Raw genomic sequence first — 20,748 nt, forward strand, 5'->3', positions numbered from 1 at the left:
CGTCCCTGTGTAGCACCTTGCAAGTGCATTGTTATTAACACAGGTATTTTGCCTGAACAGCACAGAGGGCGCTCCTTTCAGTTCATTCTGTCTTACTTCTTCAGATCGTTAAGCGGGACTTAAGGAATGCAATAGTACTGCTACAGATATAGCGTTAAGATGTTAGAGTCAGATCACCTCCATTCAGTCAATGCCTGACCAGAAAGTAGGAACAAATACCTAGTGAACAAGCTTACCTGGGAAATAGCCCGCCAGGCACTGGAAAACTTTTTCAGTGAAAAGCCCTTTATTCTGTTTGCGACAGGAACTTCATGCGCACTGGACAGAGACTTTGGAATGCCTGCTCTCGAGCAAAATCTTAAAACTGAATTATCCACTGGCCTCAACAAAACCCAGCACAAAGAATGGCAAAACGTTCTCTCAGCACTTGCAAGTAATCCCAATAATTTTGAAGGAGCAATGGATTGCATTAAGGATGACGAACTGACTGAAAAAGTTGTCAACAATACAGCCCTATTTGTGGCAAAGTTGGACCAACAATACGCGCCAGATCTACTAACTGGTGAAAAAGCTTGGCCAGCTGCCAAAATGATATCGACTCTATTCGAACGCTATACCCGCAGTGCTGATAAAATACTTAGTTGCGCGACTCCCAACTACGACCTTCTAGGAGAGTATTCATTCTATCACTCAGGAATTCCTTACCTCACGGGCTTCTCTGGGGAGTTATGTAGAGACTTGAACTGGAAAAGAGCCTCTAAAGGTATGGTTAGCTATAGATTAGCTGGAAGAAATACAAGAAAAATAATAAAACCACATATTCGTCTTTTTAAACCTCATGGCTCCCTGAATACATTTCACCTAAACAACAGAATTGTTCAGTGCGACGCTTGGATCAAGGAGCCACCGAAACATGTTCAACGAGCGATGATTACTCCTGGCACAGAGAAATATCAGCGCTTGCATAGCTACCGAAGTGATCTGTTAGCTGAATATGATAAGGCAGTCGATACACACAACAGGTTCTTGTTCCTAGGCTTTGGCTTTAATGATACCCAGCTAGTTAATGCAACATTCAAGCGTAAACTGCAACAGGAACAATGCGAAGGAGTGATTATCACTCGCGATACCAATGAAAGAATTGAAGAATGGGTGCGTAATAGTCCCAAACTATGGGTAGTGTGCAAACAAGAGAAAAGTGATTCCACTCGGATCAGGAATAGCCAGTACGACGGGTGGCTGGAGCTTGATGACTATCAGCTTTGGAATTTTGAAGAATTTACCCAGGTTATCTTGGGCTAGGAGACCGACATGGCATTATTTCAATTCGACGATGAACATTGCAAGTACCTGTTTGGTGAAGTTCGGGAGGTTGATACCCGCAAAGTTTCAGTTTTAGTCAACAGTGACCTGGATCTTCGTAAGGCTAGAGTTGGCCAGTTGGTTGCCATTTCTATGGCTGATGGGGTAGAAACGTGGTTAATAGGCCTAATTGATAAAGTTATAAAGTCTGTTGTTCAACCAACCATCGCAGTTCTACCAGAAGAAGATGATGACCAAACAGAGGATGATGACCAGTTAGCTGACGAGCTAGTTGTTAACACAGTAAAACTAACTCTGATGGGAACCACCAGAAAAGGTTCTGACAAAGAATCATCAAGTTTTTCTCGTTCTCTCAACCATATCCCTGAAGTACAAGCCAAGTGTTATGTCCTGAAAGATACAAATCTTGAAAAGTTCATGGGCATATTGTCAAGCTCCACCAACCAATCTCACGCTCTGGAGCTGGGGACTTTTACCTTGGATGAAAAGGCTAAAGCATTCCTGGATGGCAACAAGCTTTTTCAACGTCATGCAGCTTTGCTGGGTAGTACTGGTTCTGGTAAGTCATGGACTGTTGCTTCAATTCTTGAGCGAAGCGCCTTACTCAACTCGTCCAACTTGGTGGTTTTTGACCTTCATGGAGAATATAAAAATCTAAGTTATGCCAGCCAACTTCGTATTCCTGGCCCAGACGAGCTTGAAAGTAATGGTGACGAATTGTTATACCTTCCTCACTGGCTCCTGAATACTGAGGAGCTTCAATCAATGTTTGTAGACCGGTCTGAATTTAGTGCTCATAATCAGGTTATGGTATTTCAGGACAAAGTTGTTGAAGAAAAAAAGAAAACACTAGAGTCATTAGGTAAAGATGATGTTTTAGCTGCTTTCACTCTGGACAGTCCAATTCCCTTTGATCTGGACAGTGTCATCACCAACATCTCCGATTTAAACGAAGAAATGATTCAGGGAGCCAGAGGCCTGAAGCAAGGCCCCTTCTATGGACAGTTCAGTCGACTTCTAACACGCTTAAAAAGCAAACTGAGTGACAGGCGCTATGGATTCCTTTTTCAAGCTCCTGAAGCGGCTCATGAATACAGTGCATTAACAGTACTAGTAGAAAAGCTAATTGGTTTTACCGGTAAAAACCAACAAGTCAAAGTCATCGATTTCTCTGAAGTACCCAGTGATATTTTACCGATTATTCTTGGCTTAGTAGCACGCCTGATCTATCAAATTCAGTTCTGGACGGAGCAGAGTGAACGACAACCTATTGCTTTGGTGTGTGATGAAGCCCATCTTTACTTGCCTCGTGGTGATATGAATCCTGTTGAAAAAAGAGCGGTAGAAGCGTTTGAAAAAATTGCTAAAGAGGGACGAAAATATGGGGTCGCACTTCTAATCGTCAGCCAGCGACCTTCAGATGTCAGCGAAACCGTTTTGAGTCAATGTAACAATGTTATTGCATTGCGCCTGACCAATGGTGACGATCAAAGTACTGTTAAAAAAATGCTTCCTGAAAGCTTGGAGAGCCTTCTGGAAGCCCTACCTATAATGGATGTGGGTGAAGCTCTTGTTGTAGGTGACTCGGTTCTCCTACCTAGTAGAATCAGAGTTCACCAACCGACAGAAAAGCCCCTAAGTGCTACAATCGACTTCTGGAGTTGCTGGCAGGAAAATGTTCCCACACCTGACTTTTCTAAAGTGGTTGAAAATATGCGACGTCAAAACCGCAGGCAACCACAGATAAAGAAGTGCAATTAAAGAAAGGCTTTCTAGCTGGAGATTTGAATGAAACGTCACTCACAGGGCATCAACCTTGATGAGGGTATTCCTCTTTCTACTGGGAAAGAGTTTGAACTTCTATACATGGAGCTGTTTCCCCAAGAAACGGAAATTCTCACTCACTGGCTAGATCAGGGTACTAAACCCCTGATGCTTGGAGGTCAGATTGGTACTGGCAAGACCACTCTCATCAATAAAGTGCTTAGCAGCAGTGATAACTTACCGGACATTACTCTCCACTTTGATCGTAATAGCGTCAACCCAAAGCAAGGTGAGTTCTATGCCATTGCTCTGGCAGGGTTTATTCAAACTGCCCTGAAAGCAGAAGCTGACTTATCTGCTATCAGTCTTCCTGAAGAGCTGAACCATAATGAGTGCTCTAACTGGGAAGACCTCAAAAGTATACTGGCTCCAGAAAAACGCACACTCACCGCACATCGACTGAGAAAGTCGATCATCTCGGAGTTCGAAAATGATACTGATTATATCGATAGAGTACTGACTGATATTGGAGCCTCGATCTCAAAAACTACAGATAAGCCACTTTCTATTTTGGCTTCGGGTATCGATAAGTTTGCAACCAATAGTTCTGCATTTGTGAGCTTGCAGGGGGTACTTGACACTCTTTGCAGTTTCAGAACTTTGTTTGAAGTCAATGCCGTTCACATATTTATTAAAGAAACAGGCAGTCGCTTCAGCAAAGTAGATAGACTTTACCTGACTGCTTGCTCAAGTGAACATATACTGGAGCTCTACTCCAAAAGGATGGGGGCTTACTTACCTTCAATCCCCAAGAAAGATTTAGAGGTTCTTGCAGAACTTTCCGCAGGTATTCCCCGCCAAGCATTAAGATTACTGGTACATTATCTTGAAGCTAGAAAAAAACGTAAAAAAGGTAATGAGCACTTAATCCGTGCGGCTTTAGCTACAGAGATGGACTTTTTTCTATATTCATTGAAACCTTCAGATGAATTGATCAATGTCATCAGAAAACAATCCTTTCTACTGGCCAATACAGTCAGACTGCCTGGAGATAAAGAAACTGCCCAGAGAGCGCTTTATGGAAACTGGATTGTCTTAACAGAACAGCCTGACCACGCAAAATGGCCTGTTTTAGTCAATCCACTGATCAAGGGCTCATTCAGCAAATCTGTCCCTACTGAAACACCTGAACAAACCTATCTGAATAACTATGCTGAAACATTTGGCATAAGTGCTAATGGCCTTTCCTTTCCTGAAGGTTGGCTGGGTCAGGAGCAAACCCAACATCCAATACAACTTTATCTCACAGAAATACTGGATGCACTGGCTTCAGCCCTGTTATCAAAAGACCGCGCGGACAGAGTCATTATTTCATACAAAAACAAAGAACTCGTCAAACCTGCGCGAAGCTACTTGTTTGCAAAGGCAAATACCTTTGATTTCCAATCCTGTGAGCACTTTCAACTTGATGGTGGTAAGGATCAATTGCCTATTGAAGAGTTAGATGAACTGCTCACTAACCCAGCTAATATCTTCTCAATAGACTTTGGAGCTCAATGGACTTATGAACAACTGACCACATTAGACTCTCAACGAGATCTTCTGCTCCAGCACCAAATGATATGGTGGGTACCGGAGCAAGTGCTTCAGTCATATCTATCCCACTGGACCCAGCTTCGTCAGTTATTCGAGGTCTATAGCTTAGATGATGAACTACTAGGCAGCCTCAGTATTGACGAAATCCAGGAAGACATAGAGTATTTCACCGATCTGAAAGAAGGCGAAAATAGTGCACCAGCAAGCATGGTACAAAACCTCAAATCCGTTTTGAACTTTCTAAAGGTGAAGCATGGCTCATGATGATGTAAACAAACGCCGTGCTTATCTTTACCAGGCAGTTATTGAACTATTGTTTTCTCCTTCTACGGAAAAAGAACGAAAACAGTGGATTCATGCGTTTTTAGGAAGCCTCGTTTCATTCTGGCAAACATATACGTTAAACCCTTATACAATCAAAAACGGACAATATGAAATCACACCAAACCTCCTAGGTATTGAGTGCTTTTGCAGCTGCGATATTCGTGAAAACAATTACTTTGCAATACAATTCACGGTATTTAAAGATGGACTTAATGAACCTTTTACATGGGCTCATCATGTTGACCCTCGTTATTTTAGAGTTCCACTGAAAGCCTTTCTGGGGGAGCATAACTCTGTTAAGACAAAAGCATTGGCAGAAGCCGATGAAGAGGATATTGCGGCCATTTTAGATACTCTAGTTTTTCATCCATGTGAGCATATTCATATGGAGAGCTGCATTCCCGACCACGAAATTCGTTTTGGAGGTGGTATTAGCAACCCTTTTCAATATCTTTTCCACCTTCGATATCAGTTTTGCCCCATCCCCAAAGTGCGGGAAGCAGAAAAGCAGAGGCTCAAAGACCTCGTCTATAGGGCACTTCAGTCAAAATCACGATCTATTGATATTAAAACATTAATGGAAATCCCCGAAACAGATTAATGAGTTCCTATTTAATACGCTCAAGGAGTTCAAAATGCCACGTCCACTCTATCCTGCAACCCTGGCTGCCAAGCACTCGCTCAGCCAGAACACAGTACAGTTGGACTTCAGGGTAGAGGGCGGGTTTGACTATCAGCCAGGACAGTTTGTACAGCTGCATTTTTCCTTTCAGGGAGAGGACTATAAGAGAAGTTACAGCATCGCCAATTCACCAGAGTCTTTCCAAAGCACTCAGCAGATTGAGATAGCCATCAGCTTTGTTGAAGGAGGGATTGCTTCTTCTCTGTTTAGCGAAGCAGAACCAGGACTGGAGCTCTCTATCGGTGGGCCTTTTGGCATTCTCACCGCGCCTGAACAATATAATGGTCGCATCATACTGGCTGGAACCGGCACGGGTCTTGCCCCCTATCGAGCCATGATTCCGGTATTGAACAAACTGGCCAGTGAAGGCACCCAAATTCTTGTCATGATGGGTGTAAGACACAAGGCAGATATGATTTACGAGCAAGACTTTCGTGACCTTGCAGCCTCATCCGAAGCCATAGAATACCGGGCCTGCTATAGCAGAGAGCAATCACTGGACGCCTCTCTCCATGAATACCCGGGCTACCTCCAAAACCAGTTCCCTGAACTGGACCTTTCCCCGGAAAATGACCTTGTTTACCTGTGTGGTAATCCAGCCATGATTGACGACGCTGCCGCAGCACTGAAAGAGCTTGGCTTTGGCCCAAGGCAGGTCAAACGGGAAAAATATGTCTTTTCCAGCTGAGTAACATTACGACTAAGCTCGTACACTTCCAGACCACGTTCCGTGAACTGTTTGTCAACTAGTAACAAGTGCAATTACAAGTTAATACACACTCACTTAAAACCCGTGTATGATCAAAATTCACCCCATTGAAAGGCACCGACAACCGTTATGGTTCAATGGCTGGTGAAACTATAAAAACAATAAAAAAGACAGGTATCTCCATGACTAAACTGCCACTCAAGCAGCTGGTTCTCTATTTGGCTCTTTCCTTCGTACCGATTCAATCTCTGGCATCCATACAGCCACTGTTTCAGTTTGCTGCCGGATTACTGAACAAAGGACAGTTTCCAGAATCAGATCGCTATACCACCGATGATGATATTGTCATTCTGACCAATGATGGCGTAGAACTGACTGCTAATATTTTTGTCCCCACCCACCTGACCGGATCTGCTCCTGCTGTCGTATTTATTAACAGCTGGGGGTTGAATGAATACCAATACATGCAACAGGCCGCAGCCCTTGCTGAAAAAGGCTACATCGTCCTGAGCTATGCTACCCGGGGCTTTGGTGAGTCGACCGGACAGATTGGAACGGCTGGCCCGCAAGACATTGCCGATTACAGCCAGGTCATTGATTTTCTAATGAATAATTACCCTGTAAATCCCAATGCCATTGGTACCGCTGGTATCTCTTACGGCTCAGGTATCAGTCTGATGGGGGCAGCTCACGATGAACGGGTCAAAGCCGTTGCCGCCATGAGCAGCTGGGGAAGCATGGTGGAAGCTCTCTATGGCAATCAAACTCCCAGACTGGCCTGGGCAGAAATACTGACATTGACGGCTGACCTGAGAGGCAATCCTGACCCGATCATTGCTGAAAATTGGGACATTATTAAAAACCAGAAGCTGGATCAGATACCTGCAGTTTTAGAGTGGGCAGAGGAAAGATCCCCCATCAACTATGTTGAACAGCTGAATCAGAATAATACCGCCGTCTATTTTGCCAAAGCTTATGGCGATAACCTTTTTCAGGCGAACTCTCTGCTTGAGATGTACAGCCGTCTAACCACGCCCAAACATATGGATCTGCTGGCCGGAACCCATGCAACCGCAGAACTTCTGCCTTCTCTACTGGGTATTGGGGAAAACAGGACCTGGAACAATGTCTACCAATGGTTCGACATTCACCTGAAGGGAGAAAGTAATGAGTTGAGTCAGTCCAGCCCTCTGCAGATGAAAGTTAAATTCAAAGACCGGTATGAAGGATTCGATGACTTTCCAATAAAAGAGGCTTCTGAGCAGACTTATTATCTCCACCCCAGATCCGCATTTGATAATGGCGACCTGGAAGAGTATCCCTACAGGCCTCCCTTCTGGTTATCAAAAGACAACACTATTAATGCCTGGACAGGCACTTTGTTCAGCACCCAGATCCCTGTTCTCTCACAACTGCTGGAACAGCTTGAAATCCCGGTCGTGACAAACATTTATGCTGCTTCAGATTTCCGAGGCATTTATTTCAACACCGGTAAACTGCAACAAACCATGAAAATAAGGGGTAATCCAACCGTCAACCTTATGGTTCAACCACATCATGATAAAGCACAGCTGGTGGGCTATCTCTACGACATGGACAGTCTTGGTAACGCAAGGCTGATTACTCATGGTGTGTCCACTCTGCCGCAGGCCACCTCTGGGAAAAAAATCGAAATGTCCTTTGAACTGGTCACCACTGCCTACGATGTACCCGAGGGACATCGTGTTGTGCTGGCTATAGACACCATGGACCCTCAGTATAAGAGGCCGACAAGAGCCAATTATTTTATTGATTTCGAATTCAGTAGCCAGAAGCAATCAACCCTCTCTATTCCTACTCTGTAGGTAACCTGAATTAAGAGCGTTTTTGCTGCCAGACCGATCCGCCCGGAACTATTCCGGGCGTTTTATTATCAGGGCGTTTGAGGCTTGGGGATTTTATCATTCAAATAAATTCTTTCTGCAATCACAGCCACACTGAACCAGATGCCTCCTAACAGAAGACCTGCCAGAACATCTCCAAACCAGTGAGCTTCGAGCACAAGTCTGGACAGAGCAACCATCAGAGCCGTCATCATGGTACAGCTGTAGGCACAGAACTTCACAAGCCTTCTTTGCCCTGTCAACAGATATAAGGTCACCATCAACCACACAAAGGTGGCCTGAGTGGTATGTCCTGATGGAAATGAAAACTGCTCCAGGCCATCAAAATGAGCCGGCCTGGGCTTATCTATTCCACACTTCATCAACCAGAGCGTAACTTCCATACCCACCAGGCATGCCGACATAATCAGTAATTTTCTATAGCGTTTGACCCACAGAAAATAAACAGCGAACAGCAGCAGGGGAAACCATAGATCAACGGCACTTCCCAGCCAGGTCACCAGCCCAAGAATATGCTCGACTATGGGCACGGAAATACGGGTAACAAACGACTGTATCATTGCATTGTGATCATCCAGCTGACCATTGACATCCATTACAGTCAGGAGGAGTAAACTGATATGCCCAACCACCACAAAGCAGGCTGGTAACAGTAGCACCCACTTTTTCCTGCAAAGAAGACGATCCAGAATCAACCCAATATAAGCAATCAGCAAAGAGACAACCGTTATACCGGCTAAGGGGAAGTAAAAGGATTCCGGCACTTCTATCTTCAATGCAGCGCCGGTCAAATACCCCGGCATAAGATACGCAACAGCCCAGGGAACCGAAGAAAGCAGGTTAATGGTGTAAAAACGCAGGGGAGACATATCCATCATCCCGGCAACAGCGGGAATAACGGGACGAATAGGACCTATAAACCGGCCCAGAGCAACACTAAAGCCACCGTACTTTTCAAAAAAACGTTCACCTTTTTCCAACCATCTTGGATGCGTTGAAAATGGCCAGTAATCACGGATTCGACCATGCAGATGACAACCTACCTGAAAGCTGATGCCATCACCCAGAGCCGCCCCTATAAAAGCCCACACCAGCATGGGCAATGGCTCCATCAAACCACTGCCGGCCAATGCCCCAAGAGCAAACAACACCGCAACGCCAGGAATAATAAAACCGATGGCTACCAGCGATTCCACAAAAGCAGCCAATGCTATAAACGGGCCCAGCCAGTGACCATGATGTTGAAGCCATGCATGTACTGCTACAAAGCTATCAAATTCCACAAAAGGCCTCTTTCAGAGTCATCATTAGTTTCTACATTCATAGATGATTTTTGTTAGGTCGGTATTCTCTTTCAAAGCCCCCTTTCAAATACAGAAGACTTAGAACCCTATTGCACTCATCGGTGTAAAATATTCCCTAAAGGTACAATAAACACCACACAATGCAGTATCGAGAGCAGAATCATGACACCGGAACGTTACCAAAAATTTAAAGACCTGCTGGATCGACGCCAACCTGACCTGACGGTGCTGACTGATCAGGTTCATAAACCCCATAACCTGTCAGCCATTATCCGAACCTGCGATGCTGTGGGCATTCCCGATATTCATCTCAGTCAGCCCAAGCCGGGCTATCGAAACTTTCGGGGCAGGACTGTAGGCAGTCACAAGTATGTCAATGTTCATCATCACAGCTGTGTAGAGGAAGGTATATCACAACTGAAAGCCAGGGGCTTTAAAGTTTTCGCAGCCCATTTTTCCAACAGCGCTATCCCCTATTCAGAGGTCGATTACACAACACCTGTTGCCGTCATGATGGGAGCTGAGAAGAAAGGTATCAGTGAGGATGCGGCAGCTCTTGCTGATCAGCATATCATCATTCCCATGCAGGGCATTGTCGCTTCTTTCAACGTTTCTGTTGCTGCAGCGGTTATTCTGGTTGAAGCCCAAAGACAGCGACTGTTGAAGGGAATGTATGACCAACCCCGCCTGCCATTGGAGATTTACACACCCACGTTATTCCGCTGGGGCTATCCGGAGCTGGCTCGATACTGCGACGAGCGTGGGCTGAAATACCCCGAAATGAATGACAAGGGGCAACTCATAGACCCTTCCTCCTGGTACTCTAAAGTCAGGGCTAAGGGCTAATACCTAAGTCGTAAGGCAGATTTTGCCAACCGAATATAACCTTTTAAATGTTGGTCATTGAAAGTCGTCGCCTGAAGGTCCTACCAATCCTGAAGGATGACGCACTCCCCTATGGATCTATTTGATCGGGCGCCTTTAAGGCGCCGTTTTTTTGCTTTCAATTTACAGTTCTTGCCAAACACACCGTAAATGTCTTAGTTTCGAGCATAGAAACTAATCATAAGCGGATCTCAGTCTGCATCTCATTGAGGCTACTGGGAAAGTTGGGGGTGAGGTAAAACTGGACTCGCTCAGCTGGTTTTTTGACCCACCCATTACTTTCCAAACAGCCTCTTTATTCACTCTACTGAAAACAGAGGCTTCATGACCCGTCGCATAGCTTCGTACACAAGGCAGCTCAGCCACCTGGCCTCCAGGCCTTTGAAAGGACTACTCGCACTGGCTGCATTTGTGCCTGCCATTGTTATGGCTGCTGATAGCGCAGTATTCCTGCAATATCACCATGTCAGTAACAAGACCCCGGCCATCACCAGCATTTCCCCCGAAATGTTCAAGCAACACCTTGATTACCTTGATAAAAACAAATTTAACGTCGCCCCTATAGAAACCATCACTAAAGCCATACAAAGTGGCCAGCCCGTCCCTGAAAAGACCGTAGTGATCACTTTTGATGACGCTTACAAGAACATCTATGAAAATGCTTTCCCCATGCTGAAAGAAAAGGGTTGGCCTTTTACGATTTTTGTCAGTACTCAACCAGTGGATCGTGGTTTTGGTAAATTCCTGACCTGGGAACAGATTCAGGAGATGACCCGTTCAGGCGCCACCATCGCTAACCATACAATCAGCCACCCTCATATGCCGGAAAAGAAACCCAAAGAATCTGATCAGGCTTGGCTGGAGCGCTCCAGAAAGGAAATCATTGATACGGAAGGACGCATCAAGGAAAAAACCGGACAAAGTATCAAAATGCTGGCCTGGCCCTTTGGTGAAACAGCCCCAGAGCTGAGAAAGATGATCAAGGACATGGGGTATATTGGGTTTGGTCAGCAATCCGGTGCCATTGGCCCACTGTCAGACTTCACCCGCCTGTCCCGTTATCCCATGTCTGGCAACTATACCGATATGAGCGGTTTCAGAACCAAAGTTAACAGCAGACCACTGCCAGTATCCAAGCAGGAATCTGATACCGCCATCATTGACCCAAAAGATCTGATGCCTCCGTTAACCCTGACTCTGGCAGACGGCAGCTATCAGAAGAAACAGCTGAACTGCTATGTTTCTGGCCAGGGCAAAGTAGAACTGGAATGGCTCGATAAAGAAAAAACACAATTTCGGACCCAGGCCAAATCGCCATTGCCAATCGGTCGCAGTCGCTATAATTGCACAGCCCCTTCTATGGATGGCCGTCATTATTACTGGTTTTCTCACCAATGGCTTCGCTTTACGGAAGACGGAAAAGCGATTGATTAAAAAAACCTGAGCGATAGAAACAATCTTTTATCATCCTTGGGTGATAAAAGATCTTCTTGGGAAGCAATGCGTATCATGAAGAAACAGGCTTGGTTGCTGGGCAGCCTATTCACGGTTGCTCTGTTGGCTGGATGCGACCTCTCTGGGAAAAACAGTTCTGAATTCCGTCCGGTTGAGATGACCCCGAAGCTGGAAGCTGCCAGAAACAAGGCTTTGGCCCTGTGTTCCGGCTGTCACGGTCCAGAGGGCATAGGCACGGCTGATTTCAATCCGAACCTGGCCTGCCAGAAAAAAGTGTATATGGTGAAGCAGCTGAATGACTATCGGAATGGCTTGCGTGGCAACCATATCCCTATGGTCAATATCGCGAAGATGCTGACAGAGGAAGAGGTCGACTCCATCAGTGAGTGGTACTCACTGCAAAGGTGCCCCATCAGTACTTTATAGGAGCCTGATGTAAGGCTCCTGTCCCTCCACAGGTAGAAGTTAGCCATTCTGACCAAACTGTCAGTGATCCTTCTTTTCACCCCATGTAATACTGCCTCCAGTGAAGAACCAACCGTTCATGGATTAACAAGGAGGTATGCCATGGCAACAGGAAATGAAATGGGCTCAAGCCCTCCACCGCCTACGGTCATAGATATGGCCACAAACCAGTTCGCCCAAGCAACAGCAAATGCACTGGTAAAAAAGGCAGGAGAGGTTGCCGTGCAAACGGGAGAAAGGGCCAAGAGAACCTTTATGGGATTATCTGTTGATAGCTTCAGGATCCCAAATTTCATAAAGGACAAGTTCAAATCAATTGGCACTTCGAAAACCTGGAAAAGCATTAAACAGTACTGTGTGCGTACTAATGAATCCTGGGGAACCATAGCCCGCTGGGGAATGGGTGGAGCGCTGACCGGAGGCTATCTTTTTGGATCAACGGTGGGTGCTGCGTTCGGTATGGGGGTCGGTAGTGCTATTGGACTTTATTTCGCTGCAAACACCTGGTCAAACGCTGCTAAACAACAGGATCAGGCGGAACAGGATACCGCCAAGCTGCAACGATATCAGACCCTGCATGGAGATATTGATCTTAAAGAGCCTTACATTGTCTGAAACAAGGGGTCTCTATGACCCCTTTCTTTTTAATTCACTTTATTTACTCTGCCCAATATAAAAAATCCCGCTTGATTTTGATGGAAACCAACCGATCTACACTGAAGATAGGAAGACAACACGAGCGAAGGAAGTCCCATGAACGATGATACCGTCAAGAAACTGGCCCTGATGATTGCAGCTAACTGCACCCGTAATTCTGTGCTGGATGATGCTGTTCAGACCAAAGCCATCTCAGAAGAGCAGATGACGCAATTCAACCATCAGATGTCCAACCGCATCTATACCTTTCTGACGTATCTGCTGAACAAGCCTGCGGAAGAATATTCGGTCATGATTGAAGAGCTTTCAAAAAACTATCCTGAAGCCTGGGCTCTACCCGACCTGGATCAGAGTCTGATTCAGGCCGTTTCTCAATCCTCGCCTCCATCTTTACCCCATTAAATCAAAAGCTGATCTATTCTGAGGTGTTTTAAATAGATCCATAAATAGAAATGAACTTCTGCACTTATCAACGGTATAAGCCCTTGCTGTCAGGGCTTCTCCTGACTTTCTTCCTTTCTGCCCATGCACTGGCTGCTGATAAGGCTCTGAGTCAGCAGCAGCTTGAAACACTGTCAGCTCTTCTCTCTGCGACTGGCATCCCTCACAAGAAAGACTTTGATTCCATCGTTGAAGCTACTCAGCGTTGGCGGCGAAAGCCTGATCAAGAGCGCTGGGAAGTGGCAGACCTCAAACTTTCCGATGAGCAGAACAAAAAGGTAATGGGATACCTGGAAACTATTGGCTTAATTAATGAGCTGAAAGCCGATAAAAAGCATTTTGATTACGCACTGGTATTGGGCGGAACAGCACCCCGTATGAAAGGCCGCTTCCAGCATCTGGTTAAACTATGGAATGAAGGCGTCCGATTCAACCAGATCATTTTTTTGTCAGGCCAACGGCCAACCCTTGATGACATCGATCAGACAGAAATGTTGGTTGCTGATGTCATAGGCAGTGATGCTTCGGAAGATAAAAAGCGAAAAGCACGGCCTGTCACCGAAAAAGAGGCCGCCGAAATGGTCTACATGTCCACCGAAATGCCTGAGGCCATGAAAAACATCAAGGTCGACTTCTTCTCAACGGACCGTTTCTGGCTGGTTGATCGATGGCAGCGTGGCAACACTCGAGACAGCATAAAAAACTGGGCCGCCAGCCACCCCAAACCAGGTTCTGCCCTGATCGTATCAAATCAGCCTCACCTTCTTTATCAGCAGGAAGTGATCAGGCAAGAATTACCCAAAGGCTTCACTACCGAAGCTACGGCTCAACAGTCAAACACTGATGGGCAGCTTATTATGTACCTGGACGCTTTAGCCCTTTGGCTTCATAACCTACAGACCCGGGTGGCTCAGGAAACTAACTAGCCTGTCGGGAATAGCTCTCTAAACCACTTTCCCGCGCGGCCGAAAAAACCTGAACACCTGCCTTTTTGTCCGATTCTGATTGATTCCATGGAAGGACTTTATGCACCCACATAATCGCTTTTCTGACAGTATGCTTCTGGATCATGGTTCGGTGATCAACAACCTGAAACTGTCGGGCTTATCGACTTTAATGGACGAAGTGGGTGTCTCTCACTCTGACTCCCTGGAATCCCTGATTTCGGCTTCTCAACAGTGGCGCAGACTCCCCGGACAAGAGCGTTGGGAAATGCAGGACTTGCCTTTAGCACCGGATAAGCATGAAGCCGTCATGGATCATCTCAAAGCACTGAACCTGGTTGATGAACTACTGCCTTCTTCGGAACATTATGAGTACACCCTGCTATTAGGTGCGACGGTTCCCAGAATGGAACGCCGTCTCAAGCATCTGGCCAGACTTTGGCAGAATGGCGTGAGGTTTAACCAAATGGTCTTTCTGGTAGGACAGCGTCCCCTGAATGATGGCATCGATAAAGTTGACGGCCTCATTGCCAGCAGTATGGGTAAACAGACCTGTGGAAAAAGTGCTGAAGCTGCTCGCCCCATCACAGAGACAGAAGGTGCAATGCAACTTTTTGATGCAATGAACCTTCCCAAAGCTATGAAAAAACGGCCGGTGGAATTTATTGACTCTCCTAGAATCTGGAAACAAAACCACTGGCAGAGAGCCAACACGCGGGACACCCTGATCAGATGGATGAAAGAGTCCCCTGCTCCCGGCAAAACACTGGTCATTTCAGACCAGCCCCATGCTCACTATCAATTGGAAGTTGTGAAACAGGAACTTCCTGAAGCCTTCAAGCCAGAAGTAGCAGCCCAGTCAGCAGATGAAAATACCCGGGTAATACTCTACCTGGACGCACTGGCTCTCTGGCTGCATAACCTTCAGCAGCGGCTCAATTGATAGGAGCCTGACCAAGAATAGCGCTCGAGCATAAAGTTCAGTAGAGCGAGTCAGCTTTTTCACTTAACTTGTGCGAATAGTTGACCTATTTAAGCAAGTTCAGTGGAGAAGATGGCCGTTCTTTCTGGACTTTAGGCCAAGCTGTCTATTCTCGGTCAGGCTCCCATGACTCTCCCCACCGGGGCATCAATGTCTGTTCGATATCCAGCTGGCTTAATATTCTGGCAACCACAAAATCCACCAGATCTTCCATGGTTTCAGGCTTGTTATAAAACCCAGGGGATGCAGGCAGAATCACGGCCCCCATCCGGGTCAGCTTGAGCATGTTTTCAAGATGAATTTCAGAATAGGGTGCTTCCCGGGGCACCAGAACCAGTTTCCTGCGCTCTTTCAGAGTAACATCAGCAGCCCTCTCAATCAGATTGTTGCTGGCACCGTAGGCTATAGACGACAAAGTACCTGAACTGCAGGGGCAAACAATCATCTTACTGGGAGCGCCACTGCCTGAGGCCACTGGTGACATCCAGTCTTCATGCCCCAACAGACGGATCTGCCCTTCTCTGGCATTGCAGTAATCAATCAATACATCCTCTGCCTCCCGATCATCGACAGGCAGATGGAGAGATGTTTCCGTTTCAATCACCACTTTCGCGGCTCTTGAAATCATGCAAAAAATCTCCGCTCCCGAGGCTACGAGACACTGCATCAGCCTCAGTCCGTACTGGGCTCCTGAAGCCCCGGTGATAGCAAGAGTAATGCGTTCAGACAATTTGTTAACCTTTTTCCAATGCCGCTGCTTTATTCAGCTCCACCAGCAGACGCTGATGAATCCCTTCAAAGCCACCATTACTCATGATGACCAGGTGATCGCTACTCTCTGAAGTCTTGAGCAGATAGTCAATGATTGACTCAGTAGACGACATCACACGGGTAGGTACAGGGCTTTTATCTATAAACTCATCGAGAGACCACTTTACGCCTTGGGACTGAAACCAGATCACTTCCGATGCATTTTGAACACACTCCGACAGAGCGTCACCATGGACTCCCATTTTCATGGTATTCGAGCGTGGCTCTATGATGGCCCGGATTCGGTCATTCGGGTATCTGGCACGTAAACCATTCAAAGTGGTTTCAATAGCGGTCGGGTGGTGGGCAAAGTCATCATATACCTTAATCCCTTCTATATCTGCCAGCAGCTCCATCCGGCGCTTGACTCCCTTGAACTGACCAAGAGCCTCACAGGACTGGGCTGGCAGCACCCCAACGTGTCTGGCTGCAGCAATGGCAGCCAGACCATTAGCTACATTATGATCACCCGTCAGCGGCCAGTTGACCTGACCCACCACCTCATCCTGATACATTACGTCAAAAATGCTGCCATCGGCGTTAATCAGATGGGTTGTCCACTCAGCGCCCAACCGCTCCTGCTCCGACCAACATCCCAGGTCCAAAACTTTATTCAGTGCTTCTGAGTTGGCTGGCGATATGATTCTGCCATCACCCGGGATCGTTCGAACCAGATGGTGAAACTGTTTCTGGATGGCCTCTAGATTCTCAAAAATGTCTGCATGATCAAATTCAAGATTATTCAGAATCGCCGTGCGGGGGTGGTAGTGCACAAACTTGGAGCGTTTGTCGAAGAAGGCGGTATCGTACTCATCGGCCTCAACCACAAAAAACGGGGTATCCCCCATTCTTGCCGAGATCCCGAAGTTGGCCGGAATCCCCCCGATCAGAAAACCCGGAGACATGCCTGCATGTTCCAAAATCCAGGCCAGCATGCTGCTGGTAGTGGTTTTACCATGAGTGCCGGCTGCAGCCATGACCCATTTGTCTTTGAGAATGTGCTCGGCAAAAAACTGGGGGCCAGAGGTATAGGCCAGGCCCTTGTTCAACACGTATTCCACAACCGGATTCCCCCGGCTCATGGCATTCCCTATCACCACCAGGTCAGGCGCATCGTCCAGATGCTCAATATGGTAGCCCTGCATCAACTGAATGCCCTGAGCTTCCAGCTGTGTACTCATGGGGGGATAAACATGCTCATCGGAACCGCTGACCCTGATGCCGATATCCCTGGCCAGAAGCGCAAGGCTTCCCATAAATGTGCCGCAGATTCCCAGAATATGTATGTGCATATCACCCTTACTCATAATCCGTCGCTGGCGGTTCTAATGACCGCTGATGTCTCTTCAATAACCACTGATGGTTTTTTATAGTCGCTGACGGCTCTTTATGGCCGCTGATGGCTCTTTATAGTCGCTGATGGCTCTTTATGGTCGCTGATGGCTCTTTATGGTCGCTGATGGCTCTGAAAACTGTGTACCCACTACGAAGCAATCTATGTCGTACTTTTGACACTATTATCCCTGCTTCCAATCAGTACACATAATGGCATTGTTTTTGCTGACGGTAATAATAACAGACTGGCCAATACCAATAGTGAAAAAAGGCATTCACAACAAATCATCGGGCTATTTACTCCGTGCGGATGATTATTACCCCTATTTTGCCTGATAAATTGTGCGACTGATCAGAGACAGAAAAATGACTTTTTTGTCATCAGTTTGAAGAAAAAAACTCACGTTAAATAAACGGACAAATAACCCTGTTTTAAGTATCATTCAGTGCGAAACCTGTTCTACCATAAAACAACACAAGTTCACAAAACCAAGATTACTCATTCAGCGAGAGCTACTCAGGATGTCAATCAAGCATGCATTTTATGCACAGTCAGGAGGCGTAACAGCTGTTATCAACGCCAGTGCCTGTGCCGTTATCGAGACCGCACGTCGCTATCCGGGCCAAATCGGCAAGATCTATGCGGGTCATAACGGTATTCTGGGCGCTTTAAGGGAAGAGCTGATCGACACTAGTCAGGAGTCTCATGAAGCCATTGGCGCGCTTCACAGGACCCCTGGAGGCGCATTTGGATCATGCCGTTACAAACTCAAATCGTTCGAAGAGAGTGAAGCAGAATATCGTCGACTGATCGAAGTGTTTCAGGCTCACAACATTGGTTACTTTTTCTACAACGGTGGTAACGATTCCATGGATACTGCGCTGAAAGTATCCCAGCTCAGTGAAAAAATGGGTTACCCCATTACCTGCATTGGAATCCCCAAAACCATCGATAATGACCTGGCAGTAACTGATAACTGCCCTGGATTTGGTTCAGCAGCAAAATATCTGGCGGTTTCCACCAAGGAAGCCAGCCATGATATCGCCTCCATGTGCGATACCTCTACCAAGGTCTTTGTCATGGAAGTGATGGGCCGTCACGCCGGCTGGCTGGCCGCTGCGGCTGGCTTGGCTGCACGCCAGAATGGCGACCCACCTCATATCATCGTGTTCCCGGAAACGCCTCTGGATAAAGAAAAGTTTTTGGCCAAGGTCAAGAAAACAGTGGATGAGGAAGGCTACTGTGTCATTGTTGCCTCAGAAGGTGCCAAGTACGCCGATGGCAGCTTTGTATCAGCCTCGACCACAGTCATCGACTCCTTTGGTCACCATCAGCTAGGGGGTGTAGCCCCAGCACTGTGCACCATGATCAAGCGCGAACATGGCTTCAAATACCACTATGCGGTTGCCGACTACTTGCAGCGTTCAGCCCGACACATTGCCTCCAGAGTGGATGTTGAGCAGGCTTATGCTGTGGGTAAAGCCGCTGTTGAACTGGCCGTCACTGGCAGGAATGCAGTGATGTCCTGTATCACCCGTGAGTCCAATGCACCCTATCGCTGGTCAATCGGTGAAGTGCAACTGGAAGAAGTGGCCAACTACGAAAAGAAAATGCCCATGGACTTCATCGATGAGGAAGGCTTTGGAATTACTGCCACCTGCAGGGAATATCTTGAGCCATTGATCGAAGGGGAGGAATACCCTCCTTACCTCAACGGTCTGCCAAGATTTGCCAAGCTCCGGAAAGTGATGGTTGAGAAGAAACTCAACGACTCATTTGATGTGTAATTAAACCTTTTCAGGGCAGCTTCAGCTGCCCTGTTCTGCCTGCGCTTTTTCTTCACTGTTCAATTCAGAGGCAAGGCGATAATCATTTCGCCCATTTTTCTTGGCTACATACATCGCCTGATCAGCGGCCTTTAACAGTGATTCTGCATCATCACTGGTGTCTTCAGAAGTCGCGATACCAATGCTGGTACCCACATGCCTTGCTTCACCATCCAGGTCATGAGGCTCACGAATCTTGGTGAGGATTTTCTCAGCGATCAACTTGGCATCGGACGCTTCCGCCACATCATCCAGGATAATGGCAAACTCATCCCCTCCCAGCCTGGCGACCAGATCCCCTTCACGAACGCACTCCTGCAACCTGTCTGAAACACTTTTCAGCAATAAATCTCCAGCATCATGTCCGAGCGTATCGTTAATTTCTTTGAAATGGTCAAGATCAAGATACATGACAGCGGTACTCTTATCCCGCCTTTGACTCCTTGCCAGAGAAGCCCCAAGAAACTCCCTGAACAGAGTTCTGTTGGCCAGTCCGGTCAAACTGTCGTACTTCGCCATCTGTACCAGCTGGTCTTCCATTTTTTTTCGCTCGGTGATGTCCTGGAACAGCAGGACACCACCCTGCACTTCCTGCCTGTCATTGACAATGGCAGCCATATTATATTCAGCAGCAAAACTGCCTCTGGAAAGCGTCCATAACTGTCTGTCAGAAGTTTGGAACACACCACCGCTAACCATCGTATTTTCACGTATCTGTGATTCCTGCCACTTATCCAGAGCTTCATCAGCTTCAGCATTGAATACGAATTGGCTGATATGTTCTCCCAGCAGGTTTTCTTCTGTTCCCCCCAGCATGGCGCAAGCTGTTGGATTAATAAAAGAGATCCTGCCATCGGGATCAAGGCCCGCAATACCTTCACCCGCATTATCCAACAACAACTTATTCTTACGACTGATCCAGCGTAACTGTTTGGAGACTTCCTCCAGTTCAATCCGCTGCTCTTCCAGTTGAAGAAAGACCTTAACTTTACCCAGAAGAATATCCGGATTGATGGGCTTGGGCAGATAATCCACAGCGCCAGCCTGATAACCTTTGCTGATGTAGGCTTGATCCTTGTTAATAGCCGTCACAAAAATGATAGGAATATTGGACGTTTGCTTATTACTGTGCAGCAGAGTTGCTGTCTCAAAGCCATCCATACCGGGCATTTGTACATCAAGAAGAATCACCGCAAAATGATGATGCAGAACCTCTGACAAGGCCGCTTCACCAGAGTCGACTTTATGCACTTCAGCCCCGAGAGGCTTGAGCAGTTTGCTCATGGCCAGCAGATTCTCATGACGATCATCGACCACCAGAATTTTGACTTTCGGCTTGTCATCCATGACAGCTCCCCTTAT

18 protein-coding genes are annotated in these 20,748 nt (G+C 46.8%); 14 read left to right on the top strand and 4 right to left on the bottom strand.

Features of this window, described 5'->3' with window-relative positions; translation table 11 throughout:
• Positions 1–222 precede the first annotated feature (222 nt).
• The 6 genes from ACR2PX_RS02775 (at position 223) to ACR2PX_RS02800 (ending at position 8,242) form a co-directional block, all read left to right on the top strand.
• Positions 223–1,302 carry a hypothetical protein gene (locus ACR2PX_RS02775; protein ID WP_433997833.1) on the top strand — a complete coding sequence of 360 codons (1,080 nt, stop codon included), beginning with the start codon at positions 223–225 and terminating at the stop codon, positions 1,300–1,302.
• Positions 1,303–1,311: 9 nt separating this feature from the next.
• Complete coding sequence (locus ACR2PX_RS02780) at positions 1,312–3,084, top strand: ATP-binding protein (RefSeq protein WP_433997834.1); 1,773 nt, start codon at positions 1,312–1,314, stop codon at positions 3,082–3,084.
• Positions 3,085–3,111: 27 nt separating this feature from the next.
• Positions 3,112–4,947: a hypothetical protein gene (locus tag ACR2PX_RS02785; protein WP_433997835.1), complete on the top strand. Its 1,836-nt coding sequence runs from the start codon at positions 3,112–3,114 to the stop codon at positions 4,945–4,947.
• Positions 4,937–5,608, top strand: coding sequence for a hypothetical protein (locus tag ACR2PX_RS02790; protein WP_433997836.1), 672 nt, complete (start codon positions 4,937–4,939; stop codon positions 5,606–5,608). The genes ACR2PX_RS02785 and ACR2PX_RS02790 overlap by 11 nt, the downstream gene beginning before the upstream one ends.
• A 34-nt stretch (positions 5,609–5,642) precedes the next feature.
• Positions 5,643–6,377: an FAD-binding oxidoreductase gene (locus ACR2PX_RS02795; RefSeq protein WP_433997837.1), complete on the top strand. Its 735-nt coding sequence runs from the start codon at positions 5,643–5,645 to the stop codon at positions 6,375–6,377.
• 203 nt (positions 6,378–6,580) lie between these two features.
• A complete protein-coding gene (locus ACR2PX_RS02800) occupies positions 6,581–8,242 on the top strand; it encodes an alpha/beta fold hydrolase (protein ID WP_433997838.1) in 1,662 nt (553 codons plus the stop codon).
• 68 nt (positions 8,243–8,310) lie between these two features.
• Here the strand turns inward: ACR2PX_RS02800 and ACR2PX_RS02805 are convergent, their stop codons facing one another.
• Positions 8,311–9,564, bottom strand: coding sequence for a bifunctional DedA family/phosphatase PAP2 family protein (locus tag ACR2PX_RS02805; RefSeq protein WP_433997839.1), 1,254 nt, complete (start codon positions 9,562–9,564; stop codon positions 8,311–8,313).
• Positions 9,565–9,747: 183 nt separating this feature from the next.
• Here ACR2PX_RS02805 and trmH point away from each other — a divergent pair, with 183 nt between their 5' ends.
• The 7 genes from trmH to ACR2PX_RS02840 all read left to right on the top strand — a co-directional run bounded on the left by trmH (position 9,748) and on the right by ACR2PX_RS02840 (position 15,375).
• The gene (trmH, locus tag ACR2PX_RS02810) at positions 9,748–10,431 is read left to right on the top strand and encodes a tRNA (guanosine(18)-2'-O)-methyltransferase TrmH (RefSeq protein ID WP_433997840.1); all 684 of its coding nucleotides are present in this window, start codon (positions 9,748–9,750) and stop codon (positions 10,429–10,431) included.
• Between the two features lie 363 nt (positions 10,432–10,794).
• Positions 10,795–11,904, top strand: coding sequence for a polysaccharide deacetylase family protein (locus ACR2PX_RS02815; RefSeq protein ID WP_433997841.1), 1,110 nt, complete (start codon positions 10,795–10,797; stop codon positions 11,902–11,904).
• Between the two features lie 75 nt (positions 11,905–11,979).
• Entirely contained in the window at positions 11,980–12,351 is a 372-nt protein-coding gene (locus ACR2PX_RS02820) for a c-type cytochrome (protein WP_433997842.1), read from the top strand.
• 141 nt (positions 12,352–12,492) lie between these two features.
• Positions 12,493–13,005 carry a hypothetical protein gene (locus ACR2PX_RS02825; protein ID WP_433997843.1) on the top strand — a complete coding sequence of 171 codons (513 nt, stop codon included), beginning with the start codon at positions 12,493–12,495 and terminating at the stop codon, positions 13,003–13,005.
• 138 nt (positions 13,006–13,143) lie between these two features.
• Complete coding sequence (locus tag ACR2PX_RS02830; protein WP_433997844.1) at positions 13,144–13,449, top strand: hypothetical protein; 306 nt, start codon at positions 13,144–13,146, stop codon at positions 13,447–13,449.
• An 83-nt stretch (positions 13,450–13,532) separates the two neighbouring features.
• Positions 13,533–14,414, top strand: a complete 882-nt coding sequence (locus ACR2PX_RS02835; RefSeq protein WP_433997845.1) for a hypothetical protein — start codon at positions 13,533–13,535, stop codon at positions 14,412–14,414.
• A gap of 100 nt (positions 14,415–14,514) precedes the next feature.
• Complete coding sequence (locus tag ACR2PX_RS02840) at positions 14,515–15,375, top strand: hypothetical protein (protein WP_433997846.1); 861 nt, start codon at positions 14,515–14,517, stop codon at positions 15,373–15,375.
• A gap of 145 nt (positions 15,376–15,520) precedes the next feature.
• Here the strand turns inward: ACR2PX_RS02840 and ACR2PX_RS02845 are convergent, their stop codons facing one another.
• Positions 15,521–16,081, bottom strand: coding sequence for a flavin prenyltransferase UbiX (locus ACR2PX_RS02845; RefSeq protein ID WP_433997855.1), 561 nt, complete (start codon positions 16,079–16,081; stop codon positions 15,521–15,523).
• A 67-nt stretch (positions 16,082–16,148) separates the two neighbouring features.
• Positions 16,149–17,516, bottom strand: a complete 1,368-nt coding sequence (mpl, locus tag ACR2PX_RS02850; protein WP_433997856.1) for a UDP-N-acetylmuramate:L-alanyl-gamma-D-glutamyl-meso-diaminopimelate ligase — start codon at positions 17,514–17,516, stop codon at positions 16,149–16,151.
• A 565-nt stretch (positions 17,517–18,081) separates the two neighbouring features.
• Between mpl and ACR2PX_RS02855 the strand changes: the two genes are divergently transcribed.
• Positions 18,082–19,347 (top strand): 6-phosphofructokinase, encoded by a 1,266-nt coding sequence (locus ACR2PX_RS02855; protein WP_433997847.1) that lies wholly within the window; start codon positions 18,082–18,084, stop codon positions 19,345–19,347.
• A gap of 21 nt (positions 19,348–19,368) precedes the next feature.
• On the opposite strand, the gene ACR2PX_RS02860 is transcribed toward ACR2PX_RS02855, so the two are convergent.
• Positions 19,369–20,733, bottom strand: a complete 1,365-nt coding sequence (locus ACR2PX_RS02860; protein WP_433997848.1) for a diguanylate cyclase domain-containing protein — start codon at positions 20,731–20,733, stop codon at positions 19,369–19,371.
• Positions 20,734–20,748: the final 15 nt, after the last annotated feature.

Source organism: Endozoicomonas sp. (genome assembly GCF_051008435.1).
Taxonomy (GTDB): domain Bacteria; phylum Pseudomonadota; class Gammaproteobacteria; order Pseudomonadales; family Endozoicomonadaceae; genus Endozoicomonas_A.